Origin of the sequence: Parasphingorhabdus sp. (assembly GCF_039982415.1) — a bacterium.
In the GTDB taxonomy this organism is placed as follows: domain Bacteria; phylum Pseudomonadota; class Alphaproteobacteria; order Sphingomonadales; family Sphingomonadaceae; genus Parasphingorhabdus.
Genome location: NZ_JBDWYL010000005.1, coordinates 150150 through 168475, shown reverse-complemented (window position 1 = coordinate 168475; position 18326 = coordinate 150150). Strand labels below are relative to the sequence as shown.

Annotated in this window: 16 protein-coding genes; 10 read left to right on the top strand and 6 right to left on the bottom strand. The window is 51.1% G+C overall.

The genetic code is table 11. From position 1 onward, the window contains the following. The first annotated feature begins 7 nt into the window (after positions 1-7). Entirely contained in the window at positions 8-1354 is a 1347-nt protein-coding gene (locus ABJU74_RS05680; RefSeq protein WP_348383192.1) for a DEAD/DEAH box helicase, read from the top strand. Between the two features lie 31 nt (positions 1355-1385). Here the strand turns inward: ABJU74_RS05680 and ABJU74_RS05675 are convergent, their stop codons facing one another. Continuing rightward, positions 1386-1997 carry a hypothetical protein gene (locus tag ABJU74_RS05675; RefSeq protein WP_348383191.1) on the bottom strand — a complete coding sequence of 204 codons (612 nt, stop codon included), beginning with the start codon at positions 1995-1997 and terminating at the stop codon, positions 1386-1388. Between the two features lie 71 nt (positions 1998-2068). Beyond that, a complete protein-coding gene (locus ABJU74_RS05670; protein ID WP_348383190.1) occupies positions 2069-3496 on the bottom strand; it encodes a sigma-54 dependent transcriptional regulator in 1428 nt (475 codons plus the stop codon). A gap of 179 nt (positions 3497-3675) precedes the next feature. On the opposite strand from ABJU74_RS05670, the gene ABJU74_RS05665 reads away from it, so the two are divergent. The 7 genes from ABJU74_RS05665 (at position 3676) to ABJU74_RS05635 (ending at position 9840) form a co-directional block, all read left to right on the top strand. Further along, positions 3676-3801, top strand: coding sequence for an aa3-type cytochrome c oxidase subunit IV (locus ABJU74_RS05665; RefSeq protein WP_348383189.1), 126 nt, complete (start codon positions 3676-3678; stop codon positions 3799-3801). Positions 3802-3813: 12 nt separating this feature from the next. Then, positions 3814-4944 (top strand): Re/Si-specific NAD(P)(+) transhydrogenase subunit alpha, encoded by a 1131-nt coding sequence (locus ABJU74_RS05660; RefSeq protein ID WP_348383188.1) that lies wholly within the window; start codon positions 3814-3816, stop codon positions 4942-4944. 10 nt (positions 4945-4954) lie between these two features. After that, complete coding sequence (locus ABJU74_RS05655; protein ID WP_066743604.1) at positions 4955-5251, top strand: NAD(P) transhydrogenase subunit alpha; 297 nt, start codon at positions 4955-4957, stop codon at positions 5249-5251. Between the two features lie 50 nt (positions 5252-5301). Next, positions 5302-6723 carry an NAD(P)(+) transhydrogenase (Re/Si-specific) subunit beta gene (locus tag ABJU74_RS05650; RefSeq protein ID WP_348384000.1) on the top strand — a complete coding sequence of 474 codons (1422 nt, stop codon included), beginning with the start codon at positions 5302-5304 and terminating at the stop codon, positions 6721-6723. A gap of 48 nt (positions 6724-6771) precedes the next feature. Beyond that, a complete protein-coding gene (locus ABJU74_RS05645) occupies positions 6772-7467 on the top strand; it encodes an amino acid racemase (RefSeq protein ID WP_348383187.1) in 696 nt (231 codons plus the stop codon). 163 nt (positions 7468-7630) lie between these two features. Then, on the top strand, positions 7631-8821 hold the full coding sequence (locus ABJU74_RS05640) for a parallel beta-helix domain-containing protein (RefSeq protein WP_348383186.1): 1191 nt from the start codon (positions 7631-7633) through the stop codon (positions 8819-8821). Continuing rightward, the gene (locus tag ABJU74_RS05635) at positions 8821-9840 is read left to right on the top strand and encodes an SO2930 family diheme c-type cytochrome (RefSeq protein WP_348383185.1); all 1020 of its coding nucleotides are present in this window, start codon (positions 8821-8823) and stop codon (positions 9838-9840) included. The genes ABJU74_RS05640 and ABJU74_RS05635 overlap by 1 nt, the downstream gene beginning before the upstream one ends. Before the next feature lie 17 nt (positions 9841-9857). Here ABJU74_RS05635 and ABJU74_RS05630 read toward each other — a convergent pair whose 3' ends face one another. Continuing rightward, the gene (locus ABJU74_RS05630) at positions 9858-10286 is read right to left on the bottom strand and encodes a DUF2147 domain-containing protein (RefSeq protein WP_348383184.1); all 429 of its coding nucleotides are present in this window, start codon (positions 10284-10286) and stop codon (positions 9858-9860) included. A 20-nt stretch (positions 10287-10306) separates the two neighbouring features. After that, entirely contained in the window at positions 10307-11587 is a 1281-nt protein-coding gene (locus tag ABJU74_RS05625) for a multidrug effflux MFS transporter (protein ID WP_348383999.1), read from the bottom strand. Between the two features lie 63 nt (positions 11588-11650). Here ABJU74_RS05625 and ABJU74_RS05620 point away from each other — a divergent pair, with 63 nt between their 5' ends. Both ABJU74_RS05620 and dinB read left to right on the top strand, forming a co-directional pair. Continuing rightward, the gene (locus ABJU74_RS05620; protein WP_348383183.1) at positions 11651-13231 is read left to right on the top strand and encodes a hypothetical protein; all 1581 of its coding nucleotides are present in this window, start codon (positions 11651-11653) and stop codon (positions 13229-13231) included. Continuing rightward, the gene (gene dinB / locus ABJU74_RS05615; RefSeq protein WP_348383182.1) at positions 13228-14337 is read left to right on the top strand and encodes a DNA polymerase IV; all 1110 of its coding nucleotides are present in this window, start codon (positions 13228-13230) and stop codon (positions 14335-14337) included. Before ABJU74_RS05620 ends, dinB begins: the two co-directional genes overlap by 4 nt. Here dinB and ABJU74_RS05610 read toward each other — a convergent pair whose 3' ends face one another. Together ABJU74_RS05610 and ABJU74_RS05605 are read right to left on the bottom strand one after the other, a co-directional pair. Continuing rightward, positions 14338-16683: a TonB-dependent receptor gene (locus tag ABJU74_RS05610; protein WP_348383181.1), complete on the bottom strand. Its 2346-nt coding sequence runs from the start codon at positions 16681-16683 to the stop codon at positions 14338-14340. It lies immediately after the preceding gene. A 188-nt stretch (positions 16684-16871) separates the two neighbouring features. Next, positions 16872-18245, bottom strand: a complete 1374-nt coding sequence (locus tag ABJU74_RS05605) for a glutamate--cysteine ligase (protein ID WP_348383180.1) — start codon at positions 18243-18245, stop codon at positions 16872-16874. Positions 18246-18326: the final 81 nt, after the last annotated feature.

Sequence of the window (18326 nt, the reverse complement as noted above, 5' to 3'; positions counted from 1 at the left end):
AAAAATTATGAAATTTGCCGACCTCGGCCTCTCTGATGAATTGTTAAAAGCCGTAGCTGATGTGGGCTATGATGAACCGACCCCAATTCAAGCCCAAGCCATTCCTCCGGTCTTGATGATGAAAGATATTATCGGCATTGCCCAGACCGGCACCGGCAAGACCGCCAGCTTTGTTTTACCCATGATCGACATATTGGCCCATGGGCGTTCTCGAGCGCGTATGCCGCGTTCGTTGATCCTGGAACCTACGCGAGAGCTTGCTGCGCAGGTTGCCGAAAATTTCGAAAAATATGGCAAGAATCACAATCTCAGCATGGCCTTGTTGATTGGCGGCGTATCAATGGGCGATCAAGTTAAAGCGTTGGAAAAAGGCGTGGATGTTTTGATTGCAACGCCCGGACGTTTGATGGATCTGTTTGAACGCGGTCGGATTTTAATGTCGGGTTGTGAGCTTTTGGTCATTGATGAAGCGGATCGCATGCTCGATATGGGTTTCATACCTGATATTGAACAAATTTGTTCGAAATTGCCGGCATCGCGTCAAACTATGCTCTTTTCAGCGACAATGCCCCCGCCGATCAAAAAACTGTCCGATCAATTTTTGAACAATCCAAAATCGGTAGAAGTCTCTCGACCGGCCACGGCCAACACCTCGATTGACCAATCAATCATTCAGGTTGCGCCCAAAGCGAAACGAAAATTGCTTTACGGCATATTGGACAATGAGGGCGTCGACACGGCGATTATTTTTTGCAATCGCAAAACCGAAGTGCGTGATCTGTGTTTGCAAATGCGCAAAGACGGGTTTGATGCCGGGCAAATCCATGGCGATATGGATCAAACTTCTCGCCTTGCCGAATTGGAACGGTTCAAGTCGGGTGAGATCAACATTTTATGCGCATCCGATGTGGCCGCGCGGGGCTTGGACATTAAGGGTGTAAGCCATGTCGTCAATTTCGATATTCCGTGGCATCCCGATGACTATATTCATCGCATCGGTCGGACCGGACGGGCCGGGGCAACCGGTGTTGCCATAACCTTTGTCACCAAACGTGATGACGAGCATGTCGATAGCATTGAAAAACTGACCGGAATAAAATTACCTATCCGGGATATCAAATCGGTCAAACCTGAAAAGAATGCATCCAATAACAAGTCCTTTGAGAAAAAGCTTAAAGGGCAAAAGTCTGACGAACCTGTTTCGAAAGACAAGCCGTCACAGAAAAAGATGAAGGCCGCAAAGATTGAAAGCAAGCCGTCCCGGCCAGTACCGAAAGTGGAGCCGGTAGACGAAGCAGATGAGGGTTGGAACGGACCTGTTCCGGGCTTTCTTGATGCGAAGCTAGGCCGCTAATCGACCGTGATCTAGTCCCGACGGTAACTGTCTATTGTAGGGCCAGGCTATCCAAAATCTGTTCCGACAACCCATCAATTTTATCCGCACTATCAGCGGGGTAATTGATTTCCGCTTTGATCATCGTACCATCAGGTTTGCGCAGGATCCGTTGCGCGGTCTTGTTGCCTTGGGAAAGCGTACCCGATGCCCGATATTCATTTTCGTTGACATAATCGCCGCTCATGCCTTCGCCAGCATCTTCCAGGGCTTTTACCGCTGCAGCCAAATCAGCATCTTCGCGATTTTCAATCCAACCCGCAGTTAGACTGGCTTGCGATTCGGCATCCTTGAAGATACGCCCATTGTCATCACTGGCTTCTTCGTCTGCGGCCCAATTTTTAGGAACCATGATTGTAAAACCGCGCAATGCATTGGCATAGCTGGTCATCGCAGCGCTATCCAAAACTGGTTCGGCTTCTGCGCCTTCGGCATTGGCGGCGGCTTCTTCATCCCGAATAGCTTTGCTGGCAGCATCTGCTTGTTGAGCGAGCTCTTCGCTCGACGGAACGTCGCCAACAGCTTCCTGTTTTCCACAAGAGGAAAGAAGCAAAGCTGCGGAAAGTGCTGTGCTGACGGACAAGAGAGTGTGAATCTGTTTCATATTCGCTAGACTTAAGCAGTGGCGCACTAAACTTCAACTCAGAAGATCAGCTGTTCAATTCTGAAGTGGTATTATGCGGCGTTATCAATCCCAAGATCGGCCAATTTGCGATAGAGGGTGGACCGCCCGATGCCCAGTCGGCGGGCAACCTCGGTCATCCGGCCGCGATAGTGACCAATTGCCAAACGGATAACATCCGCTTCAATTTCTTCCAAAGGCCGCAAATTGCCATCTTCAGAATATAAAGTAATGCCAATACCTTCTGGGCTATTGGTCAATTGCTGTTGGGAATCTCCCGATTCGGCAACAAAGGATGAAATTTGCGGGAATTCGTCACAGGTCAACGCGTCGCGATCACACATGACAGCAGCGCGGAACAGCACGCTTTGCAGTTGCCGGACATTGCCCGGCCATTGATAGCTGCGCAGCAGGTTCAGCGCCTCATCGGTGATACCCAGGCTGCGCAAGCCGGGTTGCAAAGCCAGTCGCGACAGGAAATGCCGGGCCAAGGCTGGGATATCGCCAGTGCGGTCACGCAATGGCGGAATGGTCAGCTGGACAACATTCATACGATAATAGAGATCTTCGCGGAATCGTTCTTTTTTCACTTCTTGATCGAGCGACCGATTGGTCGCCGCGATAATCCGCACATCGATCTGGAAGCTGTTCGGGCTTCCCAGTGGCTGGATTTCAGAAGATTTTAGAAAACGGAGCAACCGGACTTGTGTTTCTGCCGGAATACGATCCACTTCATCGAGGAAGATTGTGCCCCCTTCTGCTTGTTGCAAAAGACCGATTTTGCGATCAAAGGCTCCAGTGAAAGCGCCTTTTTCATGCCCAAATAAAACCGAGTCGAGCAAATTGCCTGTAATGGCTCCGCAATTGACTTTGAGCATGGGAAGTTTGGATCGTGGGCTCGCAGCATGAATAGCATCCGCGATCACTTCTTTACCGACGCCCCCTTCGCCTTCGATGAGAACCGGAACCCGCGCTCGGGCCGCTTTGGCTGCTATGGCGAGAGCGGCGCGAAAAGCGGGCGCTGCGCCAACAATTTCTTCAAATTCCAGAGGTGCAGAGATTTTCTCTGAAAGCGGTTGAAGTTCTCCGGATTCTTTTGAGCTTTCCACCGCCGCAGTCAGGGCTTGAAGCATTTGTTCAGGCGCCACAGGTTTAATAAGATAGTCGGTTGCCCCTGCTCGCACAGCATCAACTGCTTCGGTGATCGATCCTACGGCGGTTAGCATTAAGATCGGCAATGCGGGCCGGCGGGATTTCAATTCGGCGATGAGTTCGGTCGCTTCTGAGCCTGGTACCCAATGATCCAATATAATCGCATCCAGCATCATGCCATCTTGTGTGCCTAAGGTGGCAATGGCCGTCTCTGCATCTCTTGCAAAGATCGTGCGATAGCCAGCCCGCGATGCGAGAGCGGAGATTAACCGACATTGCGCCGGTTCATCATCGATTAGCATCAGCAATTTTGTGCCGTTTTGAGCCATTTTTATCCCATATGTGCCAGAATGAACCAATTCTGTAACAGCGAGGGGTAAAGACCCGATTAAGAAGGGCCTATATTTTCTATCACTCTTATTAGGAGAAATCCGGCTGCGAGGCCTTGAGCGATACGATATATATGGTTAGAGCACACCCAATCTTTATTCGAATATGTGGAGGAATCATGGCTTCTGACAATAATATGAAATCTGCAGAAGAAACTTATGGTCGTTTTCTTTCTTGGTTGAAAGTGGGAACGATCATCACTGCTCTGGTGACAATATTGGTCATCATCCTTCTTGTCACCTGATTGGAATAATCCTTGAAAATTGCGGTATTGAAAGAACTCGCCGACGGTGAGCAGCGGGTTAGTGCTTCTCCGGAAACGGTAAAGAAGTTCACGGGACTGGGCGCTACGATGGCGATCGAAAAAGGAGCGGGTATTTCCGCTTCTATAGCGGATGCAGATTATGAAGCCGCCGGCGCCACTGTTGGCACCAGAGCAGCGGCACTAAAAGATGCCGACATTGTTCTGGGTGTACAGGGTCCGGCACCCAAATCCCTCAAAGGGATGAAAAAGGGCGCATGGCTGGTTGCCAGCCTGAACCCTTTTGGCGAGCGGGAGCGGGTTGACGAATATGCCGGGCTCGGCATTGATGCTTTGGCGATGGAATTCATGCCGCGGATTACCCGCGCACAGTCGATGGATATTCTATCCTCGCAATCCAACCTGTCTGGCTACAAGGCTGTGATCGAAGCGGCGTCCCATTATGGTCGGGCCTTTCCGATGATGATGACAGCTGCCGGTACAGTCAGTGCGGCCAAATGCTTCGTCATGGGCGTAGGCGTTGCTGGTTTGCAGGCTATCGCAACGGCTCGGCGTCTCGGTGCGCAAGTTTCTGCAACCGACGTGCGGGCCGCAACCAAAGAACAGATCCAATCACTCGGCGCGAAACCGATTTTCGTTGAAGATGTGGCCGGGATCGAAGGTGAAGGCACTGGTGGCTATGCAACGGAAATGAGTGAGGAATATCAGAAGGCGCAAGCCGAACTGGTATCCAAGCATATTGCCAAGCAGGACATCGTGATCACCACTGCACTGATTCCCGGACGTCCGGCCCCGCGCCTGATTAGCGATGCTCAAATCGCCGCCATGCGTACCGGCAGCGTTATAGTTGACCTGGCCGCGGAACAAGGCGGCAATGTCGAAGGCGCGGTTGCAGGAAAAGTCGTTGAGAAGCACGGGGTCAAAATCTTCGGCGCCAACAATATGCCATCGACCATGGCCGCGGATAGTTCCGCCTTGTTTGCCCGCAACCTTTACAACTTCCTCAGCGCTTATTGGGATGAAGAAGCCAAGCGGCCAGTATTGCCCGATGATGATGAAGTGACGATTGGTATCCGGCTGACCAAAGACGGCAAAGTTGTGAATGAGCGCCTTCTGGCGAACTAGGAGGCATAAAATGGATTTTATTTCTATACTTTCAATCTTCGTGATGGCCTGTTTTGTAGGCTATTATGTGGTTTGGTCGGTGACACCGGCGCTGCATACGCCGTTAATGGCAGTGACCAACGCAATTAGTTCGGTGATCATTGTGGGCGCGCTTATAGCCGCGGCCGCAGGATCGCAAGCGGATGGTGGTCAGACCGCGAAATGGCTTGGACTGGTCGGCGTTGTTCTGGCGAGCGTGAACATATTTGGCGGCTTTGCCGTAACCGAGCGGATGCTCGCAATGTATAAGAAAAAGGAGCGCAAATAATGCGCACGTTACTGGGGGGCGCAGCGGCGCTATTCTTTGCCACGCCAGCAATGGCAGCGTCTGGCGAAGCGGTTAATCCTTGGGTGGCAGTGGCCTATCTGGTCTCTGGCGTCCTGTTCATTCTTGCCCTGCGCGGTCTATCTTCGCCGGAATCCAGTCGGGCAGGCAACCGCTATGGCATGATCGGCATGCTGATTGCCGTTGTCACGACTTTGGTCACCCATGATATTGCCAGCCTGCCGGAAATTGGTGTGGCCATTGCTATTGGCGGTGCGATTGGTTTCATTATCGCTCGGCGCATTCCGATGACCGATATGCCGCAACTCGTGGCGGCTTTTCACAGTTTGGTCGGTATGGCGGCGGTATTGGTCGGTATCGCAGCCTATTTGAATCCGGGCGCTTTTAACATTGTGGACGCAGCCGGAGAAATTTTGGTTATCAGCCGTGTGGAGCTGGGCCTGGGCGTCGCTATTGGCGCGATTACTTTCTCGGGTTCTGTCATCGCTTTTCTCAAGCTGAACGGCAATATGTCCGGTGCACCAATCATGCTGCCAGGGCGTCATGTCATCAATTTAGGCGTGTTGGCGGCTATTATTGGCCTGACCGCCTATTTCGCGATCCTGCCAACGGCTGAAACTGCCATGGTCTTCTGGATCATTGTTGCATTGGCTTTTATAATTGGATTCTTGCTGATCATCCCCATTGGCGGCGCCGATATGCCGGTCGTCGTTTCGATGCTGAACAGCTATTCCGGTTGGGCGGCAGCGGCAATGGGCTTTACTCTGGGCAATACCGCGATGATCATCACCGGCGCGCTGGTCGGTTCGTCTGGTGCAATCCTGTCTTATATCATGTGCAAGGCTATGAATCGCAGCTTCATCAGCGTGATCGCGGGCGGCTTTGGTGCCGACAGCGGGCCATCGGAAGGGGCTGAGAAGATTGATCGTCCGTGGAAACGCGGAAGCGCCGAAGACGCCGCTTATATGATGAAGCAAGCCGAAAATGTTATCATCGTTCCCGGCTATGGTATGGCAGTGGCCCAGGCCCAGCATGCTTTGCGGGAAATGGGCGACATGCTCAAAGAAGAAGGCGTCAGCGTCAAATATGCCATTCACCCGGTCGCGGGCCGGATGCCAGGCCATATGAATGTGCTGCTGGCTGAAGCCAATGTGCCTTATGATGAAGTGTTCGAGCTAGAAGATATTAACAGCGAATTTGCTCAAGCTGATGTCGCCTTTGTTATCGGGGCCAATGATGTGGTCAACCCGGCGGCCAAAACCGACAAGGGATCGCCCATTTACGGCATGCCGGTTTTTGATGTTGATAAAGCCAAGACGATCTTCTTCATCAAGCGTTCAATGGGCGGCGTCGGTTATGCTGGCGTCGACAATGAAGTATTTTACATGGATCAGACGATGATGCTGTTGTCCGATGCTAAGAAAATGTGCGAGGATATCGTCAAATCGCTCTAGCCAGAACTGATTCTGGCAAAGCGAGTCACTTTGTCAGGGATAGTATTGATGCGTAAAATTGGTTTGATCGGCGGTATGTCTTGGGTTTCTACCGAAAGTTATTATCGTCGCATCAACAGCGAAATACAGCGCAAGCTTGGCGGGTTTGCCAGCGCGCATCTGTTGATTGAAAGTGTCAATTTCAATGATTATGCGCGCCTGCAATCGGATGATGATTGGGATGCTGCTGCAGGGTTGATGACGCGTTCGGCAAAGCGGCTGGAACAGTCGGGCGCTACCGCTATTTTGATTTGCTCAAATGCGATGCACAAAATTTACCAGCAAGTTGCCCCGGAAGTTGGGGTACCGATTTTTCACATTGCTGATGTGGTTGGTGATAAAATGATCGCAGATGGGGCAAAGACAGCCACATTAATTGGTACGCGCAATGTGATGACCGAGGGCTTTTACCGTAAGCGTCTTGTCGGCAAAGGCATTACCCTCACTCCGCCCAATGAAGACCGTGTCGAAGAAATCGATCGGATTATTTATGAAGAACTGATGTTTAGCAAAGTCACGCGCGATTCCGAGCGCACGCTAAAAACGTTCATCACTGACATCGCAAAACAAGATGTCGACGCGGTCGTTCTGGCGTCTACGGAATTGGCGATGATTGTGGATCCAAAAGCCAACATCCTTCCCATATATGACAGCACCGAAATTCATGCGGATGCTGCGGTCGATTGGATATTGGCTAACGGGTAACAGCGAAAGGCTGTGACATTGTCTTGCCGGCAAAAATTCTAGATATCCGCGCAGAAGCAAAACAAAAAAACTGTCCCTTTCTTTTGGCTTACTGACATAACTGTCAATCTCCTTGGCAAAAGGCCAAAATTGAGTCATTATCCTCGACAATGGGAGAGAAAATATGATCCGCACTTTACTTGTTGCCACCGCTTTATGTTGCGCGATGCCCGCAATGGCGAAGACCATAGCTGTTGAAGCAGGGGATGACGCGCAAGAGCGTCTGCAAGAGGCGCTCATATTGGCAGAGCCCGGTGACGTTGTGGAATTGGGGTCGGGAAATTTCTCGCTTACTGATGGGCTTTCCCTTGACGTCGATAAAGTGACGGTTCGTGGACAAGGAATGGACAAGACTATTCTCAACTTTGCTGGCCAACTGGGCGCAGGCGAGGGATTACTGGTGACATCTGATGACGTTGTTTTGCGCGATTTCGCGGTGGAAGACAGCAAAGGCGACGGCATAAAATCCAAAGGCGCAGACCGGATCGTCTATCACGCCATACGAGTGGAGTGGACGGGCGGCCCAAAGGCGAGCAATGGCGCTTATGGGATTTATCCAGTCGAAGCGAGCGACATATTGGTTCAGGACAGCGTTGTAAAAGGGGCTTCTGATGCCGGCATTTATGTTGGCCAATCGAGAAATATCATTGTGCGTCGGAATACCGCTATCCAAAATGTTGCCGGCATTGAAATTGAAAATAGCTTTGATGCGGAAGTAACCGAAAATCTCGTAACCGAAAATACGGGCGGCATATTGGTATTCGATTTACCAAATTTGCCGCAAATGGGCGGCCATAATGTGTTGGTGGCGCGTAATGCCATTATCAACAACAATACCGATAATTTTGCGCCAGAAGGCAATATTGTCGCGAGTGTCCCTGCGGGCACCGGCGTGATGGTCATGGCCAATCGCAATGTTCAAATTGTTGAAAATGCGATGATTAATAACGGGACGACCAATGTCATGGTTGTGGCTTATACTCAAAGCTATGACGACCCCAATTACGATCCGACACCACGTCAGGTTTTTATTGCCGACAATGTATATGGCCGGGCCGGCTTTGCTCCTGACTTTACCGGAGGAAAACAGCTGGCTGCTGCTTTTGGCGGTGCGTTGCCAGGCGTCATTTATGATGAACTGGGTAAAGATCTGATCGTGAATGACCGTGTGGCGGTGCTGAGCCTGGGGCTCACCAAAGTCGGTCAATCTCCATTGGAAGCGAAGCCCAGAATCGACAAAATATATAAAGCAGGAGAAACGGTTGCATTGTCTCCGATTGTCTTGCCAGCGTCGATGGAGGCGGCTCTGCAATAATGCGCATCTTACTTGCGGCCCTTGCTCTATCTACCGTCAGTATCGCGGTGAGTGCGGCGACCGAACCGAGCAGATCATTGGTAAGGGATGCGGTCATCAATTCAAAAGCCATGCCGAAAAGCCTGTCTGAATTTGGGTTTTTTACCGATGCAGCTGGCCGCAAGCCCAATCAAGGTGTCCAGCTCTATAGGCTGAACAGCGCTTTGTTTACCGACTATGCGGACAAATATCGCTACATCTATATCCCCGCCGGGCAGCAGGCGATCGCTGATGGGGAAGGGTTGCTTCAATTCCCTGTTGGTTCTGCATTGATCAAAAGTTTCGGCTATAAGATCGATGGACAAGAGCGCTTGTTGGAAACACGCGTTTTGCTGCATCGTGCTGAGGGTTGGGTGGCATTGCCCTATGTCTGGAATACTGAGCAAACCGAAGCTATTCTGAAAGTTGCGGGTAAAAGACTTCCGGTGCGGTTTACGGATCCTTCCGGGCAACAACGAGAGATTAGCTATGCTGTGCCGAATAAAAATCAGTGCAAGGAATGTCATGCGCTGTCGGGCGCAGTGACTCCAATTGGTCCAAAAGCGCGCAATCTTACGCATGACACATGGGATATATTAGCCAGCAATGCACTGCTCGATCAGCGATCGGAACGGTATCAACCTATTGCTGACTATGCAGATGAAGCCATGCCACTGGAGAGTCGGGCGCGTGCGTATCTGGATATTAATTGTGCTCACTGCCACAATCGCGAAGGCTCGGCGAGCAATAGCGGACTATTCCTGACCTATGAAGAAGCGCAACCGGTCCATCTGGGTGTGGGAAAAAGACCAGTGGCGGCGGGCCGAGGAAGCGGCGGTCTGGCATTTTCCATCGCACCAGGGCAACCGGATCAAAGCATTATGATGTACCGGCTCAAAAGCCTCGAACCAGGCGTGGCTATGCCCGAAGTGGGCCGATCTCTGGTGCACGAGGAAGGCGTTGCTTTGCTCGATAGCTGGATTAGGGCGATGCAGAAATAGCTCAGAAAAGTGCGATATTATCGCGCACGAGTCCAATTTTGCCCTTGGCAAAAAGGTCCGATACAGCCTTTCATTTTCAGCTTTGTTGGGGACAATAGCTTAACCTCTGAGCGATAGGTTTTCCCGCTTTTCGGGTCATATACTTTTCCCCGCCAGATTTTGCCGTCTGGCCGAAATCCTGACAAAATAGCAATTCCGAGCAATTTTCTGCTGCGAAGCTTTTTATTGGGATTGTTGATATCTTTTTGATCAAGGCCATTGGGAGGTGCCACTAAAAATTTGTGAATGCGGCCGCAAATAGTATTGCCGCATTTTCCGATTTTGATGATCGCATCCTTATCCTCGGTCACCCAGTTGCCGGTGATGGGTTCCGCGGCGATCGATGGCGTGGCAACGAGTAACCCCGTGGCTAAGATGCTGGCTTTTAATATGTGCATTTTTTTCATAAAAATCTTTCCTAAGATATCTATTCTTTCGTGCCTACCGGGCCTTTGGTTACAGCTGTCTGAACATGGCGAAAAAGAACGCCTTTCTCGGCCCATAATATGACCAGCAAAGACGCAGAACCACAAAGGAAAAATCCGATGACCAGCGGCAATGTGGTGCCATCATATTGTAACCCAATAACCCCGCCAATCGCAGCTGATACAAGGGTTCGGGTAAAGTTTTGAAAGGAAGAAGCCACGCCCGCCATTTTGCCAAAAGGCTGCATTGCGATGGAACTGAAATTCGCCCCAGTAAATCCCACCATGCCCATGGCCGGAGCCAGCAGAACGACAAATAATGGGAGCGAAAGCGCGCCCGCCAAGGTCACGGTCAAATGGATAATCGAGAGTAAGATAAAGAAGAAGAGCGCCGCTTGGGAGACCCGGCGCGCGCCAAAGCGCATAACAATCCTACTGTTAATGAAATTTCCCAAAGCCATCGCAAGCGCGTTGATCGCAAAGATGAATACAAACAGATCTCCCGCGCCGAAACGGTCAAAAAATATCTGCTGTGACGAGGCGATAAAGGCAAATAGCGGTGCCATCATCAGCCCGCTCGCAATCACATGCCCCACTGCATTGCGATGGGTGATAACGCTGGTCCAGGCATGGGTTACAGACTGTAGATTTATCGGCGTCTTGTCCGCAGGATCTAGCGTTTCGGGAAGACGGACCAATACCCAAAAAAATGCCAGGGCACCGCATAATGACAGGACGACAAAGATCATCTGCCATGGTGCAAAGAGAAGGACCAGCTGACCCAGCATCGGTGCCATCAACGGGACGGCCATAAACACCATCATGATTGTCGACATGGTCCGCGCCATGGCGTCCCCTTCGTAGCGATCCCTGATGATGCTATTGGCCAGCACGCCCATGGCTGATGCTGCTAATCCTTGGATAAAGCGAGAAAGCAAGAGCAGATCATAATTTTCGCTAAAAGCGCACAAAATTCCAAAACCAATGTAAATTGCAGTGGTGGTGAGCAGAACTGGCTTGCGGCCGTAGCGATCGGCTAGCGATCCGTAAATAATGGAACCGATTGCCATCCCGTAAATATAAGAGGTGATGATCCACTGCCGGTCATTTTCTCCGGCAAGTTGATAGTCATCAGAAATGAGCCCCAAAGCGGGCAGCATGATATCAATAGCGAGCGCATTCAGTGCCATCAAACTCGCCATAAGGATGATGAGTTCGACACGGCCAATCGGGAAAGAGAGAGACTTGTTTTGCACCGTCGGGCTATGGCAACTAATATTCATCATGGCTATAGGTGAAAATGCTACTGGTCGCTGTTCGAGCGAGAAAAACGGAGTGAGAAGAGTTTGAAATTCGGCAGTAAATTTTGGGGCATATTGTCATTGGGGTTCCTGTGTGCCTCTCCCGCTGCTGCCCAAATTCCGACACCGCCTTTGCCGGGTTGCCAATATAGCTATGATCAAGAGCCCAGAAGCCATCACCGAGCGTCGAACAACAATATGGTGCAATCCTATGACGGGGCAGGGATAAAATCTCCTTCGCAGCTTGCTGAATATTCCAAGAAAGCGGGCAATGAAACAATCACGATTAATGGTGGTGATTTTTCAGATTGGAATTTCAGCAGCACAAAATTGTCGAATATTTGTTTTGTGGATGTGGATTTAAGCCGTTCCAATTGGAGCAATATGACGGCTCCTGGCCTTGGGTTTATCAATAGCAATGCAGAAGCAGCCAATATGTCCGGTGCTAAAATGCAGGATATTCTGATCCGCAATAGCCGGTTTTTGCGGGTCAATGCCAAAGGCGCAACATGGTCCAGTGGCAAATTGGACGGGGGATGGGATGGAGATGTCCGGCAGTTAAACATAGATGGCGCCGATTTGACGGGCTTTCTGTTCGATTGCGGAATCACGGTCAGTGATGGCTGCCCATTGTCTCGGGATGGTATTAGCGCACGCGGGACCAACTTGGCATTTGCCGATATAAGTCGGTTTAACTTTTACGATGCCGATGTAACTGGGGCAATTTTAAATCAAACAATCATCAGTCCCCGTCAGCTAACGCATTTTGAGCGTGCCACTAACATGGGCGCTGTGTTTCTCGCCGGTGGGACTGAAAAAGTGATTTTATTGCCTGAGACCTGGTTGATCTTCATGGCATCTGCATCGGCTGCGGAAGAAATTGATCAGCCCTCCTTCAGATGCGATCAAGCCGCCACAAAGGTCGAACGCGAAATTTGCGGTGAGTATAATAGTCAATTGCGCAAATTGGATCGGCAAATATCTGCGCTCTATAGCCAGGTCCGTAAAGGGAATCGCAAAGCAAAAGCGGATCAAAAAGCTTGGCTCAAACGCCGCAATAGCTGTGCGGCAAAAGAATATCTCTCCGATTGTTTGCGGGAAAGTTATGATCAACGGAAAGGCGAGCTAATCGGTCTCTTGGGAGAATCAAATTGGTTGGCCGCTGACGAAGAGGCTCTCTTTGTGGAAGAGGTTTTGCCGCTCACGGAAGAGTTGGTCCAATCGCAGAGCTTTGTTCAATTGACGCCGATCTTGGCCGGAGCAGCGCGATCAAGTCTTTTGATAACCCGTAATCTCAATGGCAGTTTACGCGCTTATGGAGAGGCGATTGGTGCCAATGCGCATATATGCAATTTAGATGTTGATGGTTTGCGATTTGACCCTCTGTCCGGTTGGTACAGTCTTACCGCGGAGGTGGATGGAAAAATGCGCCGCTATCCGGTTCTTCGCTATTCTTCAGGACAGATTGATATTTATCGCAATGGGAAATTGCGCGCAGAGGATCAGCTGCCCGATGATGACTATATTAGCTGCGGAGCGCGTGCGAGCTTTCCTGCCTTGAAAAGGCTGGCAGTTCCCGATGCGATAATTGCGCGCTATCGCGAGGCCGCCAAAGCACAGCGATGACAGAGCAGCTTGGCATCCGCAAAATCATTCATATCGATATGGATGCTTTTTTTGCCAGCGTGGAACAACGCGATCATCCCGAATTGCGTGGCAAGCCGGTAGCGGTTGGCGGATCAGCAGCGCGCGGCGTTGTTGCCGCAGCGAGCTATGAAGCGCGTAAATTTGGCGTGCGATCCGCCATGCCTTCGGTGATCGCGAAACGGCGTTGTCCCGACTTGATTTTTGTGAAGCATCGTTTTCATGTTTATCGCGAAGTGTCACAGCAAATTCGGGCGATATTTCGCAGCCATAGCGATTTGGTAGAACCGCTATCGCTGGACGAAGCTTATATTGATGTGACGCAAGACAAACAGGGCATTGGCAATGCGACGCGGGTTGCAGAAATGATCCGGGCAGAAATTAAGAAGCAAACGAATTTAACCGCCAGTGCGGGGGTGAGCTACAATAAGTTCATCGCCAAAATCGCGTCGGATCAGAATAAACCTGATGGGATTTGTGTTATCAAACCGCATCAAGGCGCCGATTTTGTGGCCCAGCTTCCAGTCCGGCGTTTCTTTGGTGTGGGGCCCAAAACGGCGGAGCGCATGGCCAAATTGAATATCCATACCGGTGCGGATTTGCGCGCGCAAAGCGAAGCTTTTCTGCGCGAGCATTTCGGTAAATCAGCAGGCTATTTGTTTCGGGCCTCGCGCGGTGTCGATCATCGCGAGGTGAAACCGAACCGGATTCGCAAATCCGTCGGCGGGGAACGGACTTATGGCGATGACCTGGTTAGTGACCAGGATTTGGAAAATGCCATGGAAAAAATCATCGATATTGTCTGGAACAGCATCGAGAATTCCGGCGCGCGAGGGCGGACGGTCACACTTAAGGCCAAATATGCTGATTTCCGTCAGATTACGCGCTCCAAATCGCTGGAACGCAATGTCAAAGACAAAGCAGAATTTGCCGAAATGGGGCGCGAACTTTTGGCTGGGATCATGCCGGTTGAAAATGGCGTTCGGCTATTGGGATTAACCTTGGCCAATCTGGAAGGCGTGGAAGAGGCCGAACGCACGGCCGCTGCTCATGATGAAAAAGCAGACCAAAGCGCCTTCGATTTCTAACTAAAATCTGATCCCGGCTTCAATACCCCAGATGCGTGGTTCATTCACGAAGCCTGTGAGGTTGTTAAAGTCAATCGCGCCCACTGCGGATTGGTCGTTGGTCAAGTTACGAACGAAGCCTGCAAAATCGAACCGGTCGGTTTTATAACCAATCCGCAAACCGCCTTCGAGTTGACCACCATCCTGAAATTCGACGGATTCATAGAGGAAGAAGTTGATCTTCGACCGATAGGACCAATCGGTATAAGCATAGACTTCGCCTGATCCGACCGGGATGCTATAAGCGGCCGTCCAATTGGCAATCCAACGCGGGCTTTGCGGCAAGCTGTTGCCGTCAATATTGACAATGGCCGCTGAAAATGGAGCGGCTGGAGTCACAATCGGGTCGAGCAAAGTGCATAAGGAGACGTCTGGAAACGTGTCGACGCGGGTCGCACCACAAGCGGCTGTGGTCAATCCATCATCCTGGATCTCGGTATTATTATAGCTCAGCCCGGCGGTCAGCAACAGCGCCGGTACTGGCTTGAATTCCATATCCAATTCAAACCCATATCCTCGAACATTATCGGCGTTTATCAATCGATTAGCGTTGATTCCACCGCCCACAGCGGTGAGCTGTGCATCGTTGAGATTATACAGAAAGCCGTTGAGATTTATCCGGCCGCGCCCGTCCAAAATGGTCGCCTTGACACCGGCTTCATAGGATTGGCTGGTTTCTGAATCACCAATTGTAACGCCGTCTTCCAAGGGCGTTGCTGTCGCGGGTGGAAATAATATGCGGCCTTGAATGCTGGGCGCTCGATAGCCTCGAGCGATTCGGGCATAGAGATTGACATCATCGCTGGCAGCGTAGGTCACACTGGCATCCCAGGTCACATTGTCATCATCAACCGACCGGGTCACCGTACCAAGCGGGTTTTGCAAAAATGTAGGAAATTGCGTGTCCTGCGAGCGCACAACGCTATAATCACGTTCGTCATTATTATAGCGCAGGCCGCCCGCCAATGTCAGCTGATCGGTAATATCAAAACTAACCGCACCAAATAAGCCAAAGGCTTCACTTTGCTGGCGTTGGCGAACGAAAATATTCGGCCCACCCACAGCATTGAGCGGATCCCCAAGCGTTGAAAAATTCGTGCTGTCGATACGCAGTTTCTCATCAAAATAAAACACGCCGGCCTGATAGTTAAAGCGGCCTTCGCCATTGCTTTCCAACCGCAATTCCTGCGTAAATTGGGTGAGAAACGGGACGCTGTCTTGGGTTTCTGCGGTGAACGGAATATTGCCGGGCCCGAACAAAGCGGGTGGCAAGAAATTTGCTCCAAAGCCGCCGTCTACATCGCCGACCGAAGACGCATCACCGCCCCAAAAGCTGGTGACCGAGATAAGTGATACCGGTCCCAGATCATGGGTATAGCGCGCCGCTATATTATAGGTTTCCACATTTTGTTCATTCTGGCCATCCGTGGCAACTTCATCGCGTTCAAAATCCGCGTTGAGACCAGATTGACCCCGCGTGAAAATATTGGCGCGGAAGACCCGCGCGGTGCCGTCCAAATCACGATATTGACCGGTCAGAAGCAATTCTTGCTCGTCGCTTGGTGTGAACATCAGCTGAGCCCGCACGGCAAATTCGTCATAGCCTTCAAAGGCGTTATTCTCCGGTGCGGATGGGTTTACATTATCAACCCAGTCGTCTTGCCGTTGATATAATAGGGAAATACGCGAGGATAGAATATCATCCACAAGCGGCAGGGTCACGGCGCCCTGCGCGTTTATCGCATTGAAACGGCCATAGCTGATTTTGCCATAGCCATTTAGATCATTGCTCGGCTTAACAGAATCAAATTTGACAATTCCGGCCGGCGTGTTGCGACCAAATAAAGTGCCTTGCGGGCCACGCAGCACCTCCACCCGATCGAGGTCAAAAACCGGAAAGCCCTTGAGAATAGGATTTTCCAGAACGACATCATCATAGACTAAGCTGACCGGTTGCGCGGCGTTAAAATCAAAATCTGTATTGCCGAGACCGCGAATGTAAAAGCGCGGAAATGTCCGACCAAAAGAACTTTCCACCACCAGGCTGGGGACGCGTGCAGACAGAGCGCGAACGTCTTGCCCGCCGGATCCGATGGCCGACAACTTGTCTTCACTCAATGTGGAAATGGACAGCGGGACATCTTGCAAATTTTCTTCCCGTCGTTGTGCTGTCACAACAATGGTGCCCAGTTGATCCGTCTCGGCTGCGGTGTTTTCTTGCGCGAGAAGCGGTTGAGCAAAGCCACCGGCAACCAGGGCTCCGATAAGTGCAAATCGAGAAATGGCGGTTTGGGGGTGACGGCGCATGACTATAGTCTCCGGCAAAATTAAAGATTTGGAATGCGGAGATGTGCACGTCTCCGTTAAAAAATCTCTGAGCGTCGCAGGCTGTCTGGTCAAGTTTACGGCGCTGTTAAGCCGTTTAAACGGGTAGAATCGATCGGCACTGTGACAAATGCGTGACAAAATCGGATTTTTTGCCGCGTGCTGGGCGCCTAAAAGCTCATCTCGTTATAAATATGTGACAGATCGCCTTGCCACTCCCCATGATAGCGATCGAGCAATTGCGCCGCCGGTGATTTGCCTTTGGCAACCACGTCGCGCAAAGGATCGAGAAACCCGCTTTCATTGTCACCGCTGGTGTTGAGGCGGCCGCGCGCGGTCAAGCCCGCCGATGCGATTTCCAGAATTTCACCAGCCAGATCGAGCACTGTTCCGCCATTGGGTAAAGGGGTCGACAAGCCTTGTTTGGGAACCCCGTTGCGCAAGGCTTCGCGCTCTTCCATCGACCAGTTTTTAACGCGATCCCACGCGGCATCCAATGCGTTCTGGTCATAAAGCAAGCCAACCCAAAATGCGGGAAGCGCACAAATCCGGTTCCATGGACCACCATCGGCGCCGCGCATTTCCAGAAAGCTTTTCAGACGCACTTCGGGGAAGGCCGTTGACAGATGATCATTCCAATCTGCCATTGTCGGTTTTTCGCCCGGCAAGACGGACAGTTCACCTTTGAGAAAATCGCGAAAGCTCAGTCCGGCTGCGTCAATATAGTGGCCATCGCGAAAGACAAAATACATCGGTACATCGAGCATATATTCTGCATAGCGTTCATAGCCAAAATCGGGATCGAATACAAAAGGCAACATGCCGGTGCGATGCGGATCGGTATCGGACCAGATATGGCTGCGGAAGCTTTCAAAACCATTTGGCTGGTTTTCGGTGAAGGGAGAATTGGCAAATAAGGCGGTCGCCAGGGGTTGCAAGGCCAGGCCAACGCGAAATTTCTGGGCCATATCTGCTTCGCTGGAATAATCGAGATTCACTTGTATCGTGCATGTCCGCAGCATCATGTCGAGGCCCAGATTGCCAACCTTTGGCATGTGGTTTAACATGATACCATAGCGCCCTTTAGGCATGATCGGTAGCGCTTCACGGGTTTTATCGGGCCACATGCCGAGGCCGAGAAAGCCTTTGCCGGTTTTGGCGCCAATGGCTTTGACCTGTTGCAAGTGGCGACCGGTTTCATTGCAGGTTTCGTGCAAATTTTCGAGCGGTGCGCCTGACAATTCAAGTTGTCCCGCGGGCTCCAAACTGACAGTCCCATCATCTCCCGCCATGGCGATGACTTTGTCATTTTCGATTACCGGTTCCCAGCCAAATTCCTGCAAAGCCAGAAGCAGGTCTTTAATCCCGCCCGGTTCGTCATAGCTGGGAGCATGATAATCGGTGGTGCAATAAACAAATTTTTCGTGCTCAGTACCGATGCGCCACTGGTCTTTGGATTTCTCACCGCTTTGCATCGGTTCGATAAGTTGGCTGATATGCTCGATCACAGGATCGTTGCTGTTTGAAACTTGTCGCGTGCTCATCAAATGCGTTTAAGCAACTGCCCGAATAATCGCTAGAAATATTTTATTCGTGCGCCAGAAGAAAAAGCAAACCGCAATGCC

Bases quoted from the DNA above. Each gene is read 5' to 3' on its own strand.
- ABJU74_RS05635 (WP_348383185.1), top strand. From the start codon at position 8,821: ATGCGCATCTTACTTGCGGCCCTTGCTCTATCTACCGTCAGTATCGCG.
- ABJU74_RS05605 (WP_348383180.1), bottom strand. From the start codon at position 18,245: ATGAGCACGCGACAAGTTTCAAACAGCAACGATCCTGTGATCGAGCAT.
- ABJU74_RS05640 (WP_348383186.1), top strand. From the start codon at position 7,631: ATGATCCGCACTTTACTTGTTGCCACCGCTTTATGTTGCGCGATGCCC.
- ABJU74_RS05650 (WP_348384000.1), top strand. From the start codon at position 5,302: ATGGCAGCGTCTGGCGAAGCGGTTAATCCTTGGGTGGCAGTGGCCTAT.
- ABJU74_RS05655 (WP_066743604.1), top strand. From the start codon at position 4,955: ATGGATTTTATTTCTATACTTTCAATCTTCGTGATGGCCTGTTTTGTA.
- ABJU74_RS05630 (WP_348383184.1), bottom strand. From the start codon at position 10,286: ATGAAAAAAATGCACATATTAAAAGCCAGCATCTTAGCCACGGGGTTA.
- ABJU74_RS05670 (WP_348383190.1), bottom strand. From the start codon at position 3,496: ATGGCTCAAAACGGCACAAAATTGCTGATGCTAATCGATGATGAACCG.
- ABJU74_RS05675 (WP_348383191.1), bottom strand. From the start codon at position 1,997: ATGAAACAGATTCACACTCTCTTGTCCGTCAGCACAGCACTTTCCGCA.
- dinB (WP_348383182.1), top strand. From the start codon at position 13,228: ATGACAGAGCAGCTTGGCATCCGCAAAATCATTCATATCGATATGGAT.
- ABJU74_RS05625 (WP_348383999.1), bottom strand. From the start codon at position 11,587: ATGAATATTAGTTGCCATAGCCCGACGGTGCAAAACAAGTCTCTCTCT.
- ABJU74_RS05610 (WP_348383181.1), bottom strand. From the start codon at position 16,683: ATGCGCCGTCACCCCCAAACCGCCATTTCTCGATTTGCACTTATCGGA.
- ABJU74_RS05665 (WP_348383189.1), top strand. From the start codon at position 3,676: ATGGCTTCTGACAATAATATGAAATCTGCAGAAGAAACTTATGGTCGT.
- ABJU74_RS05680 (WP_348383192.1), top strand. From the start codon at position 8: ATGAAATTTGCCGACCTCGGCCTCTCTGATGAATTGTTAAAAGCCGTA.
- ABJU74_RS05645 (WP_348383187.1), top strand. From the start codon at position 6,772: ATGCGTAAAATTGGTTTGATCGGCGGTATGTCTTGGGTTTCTACCGAA.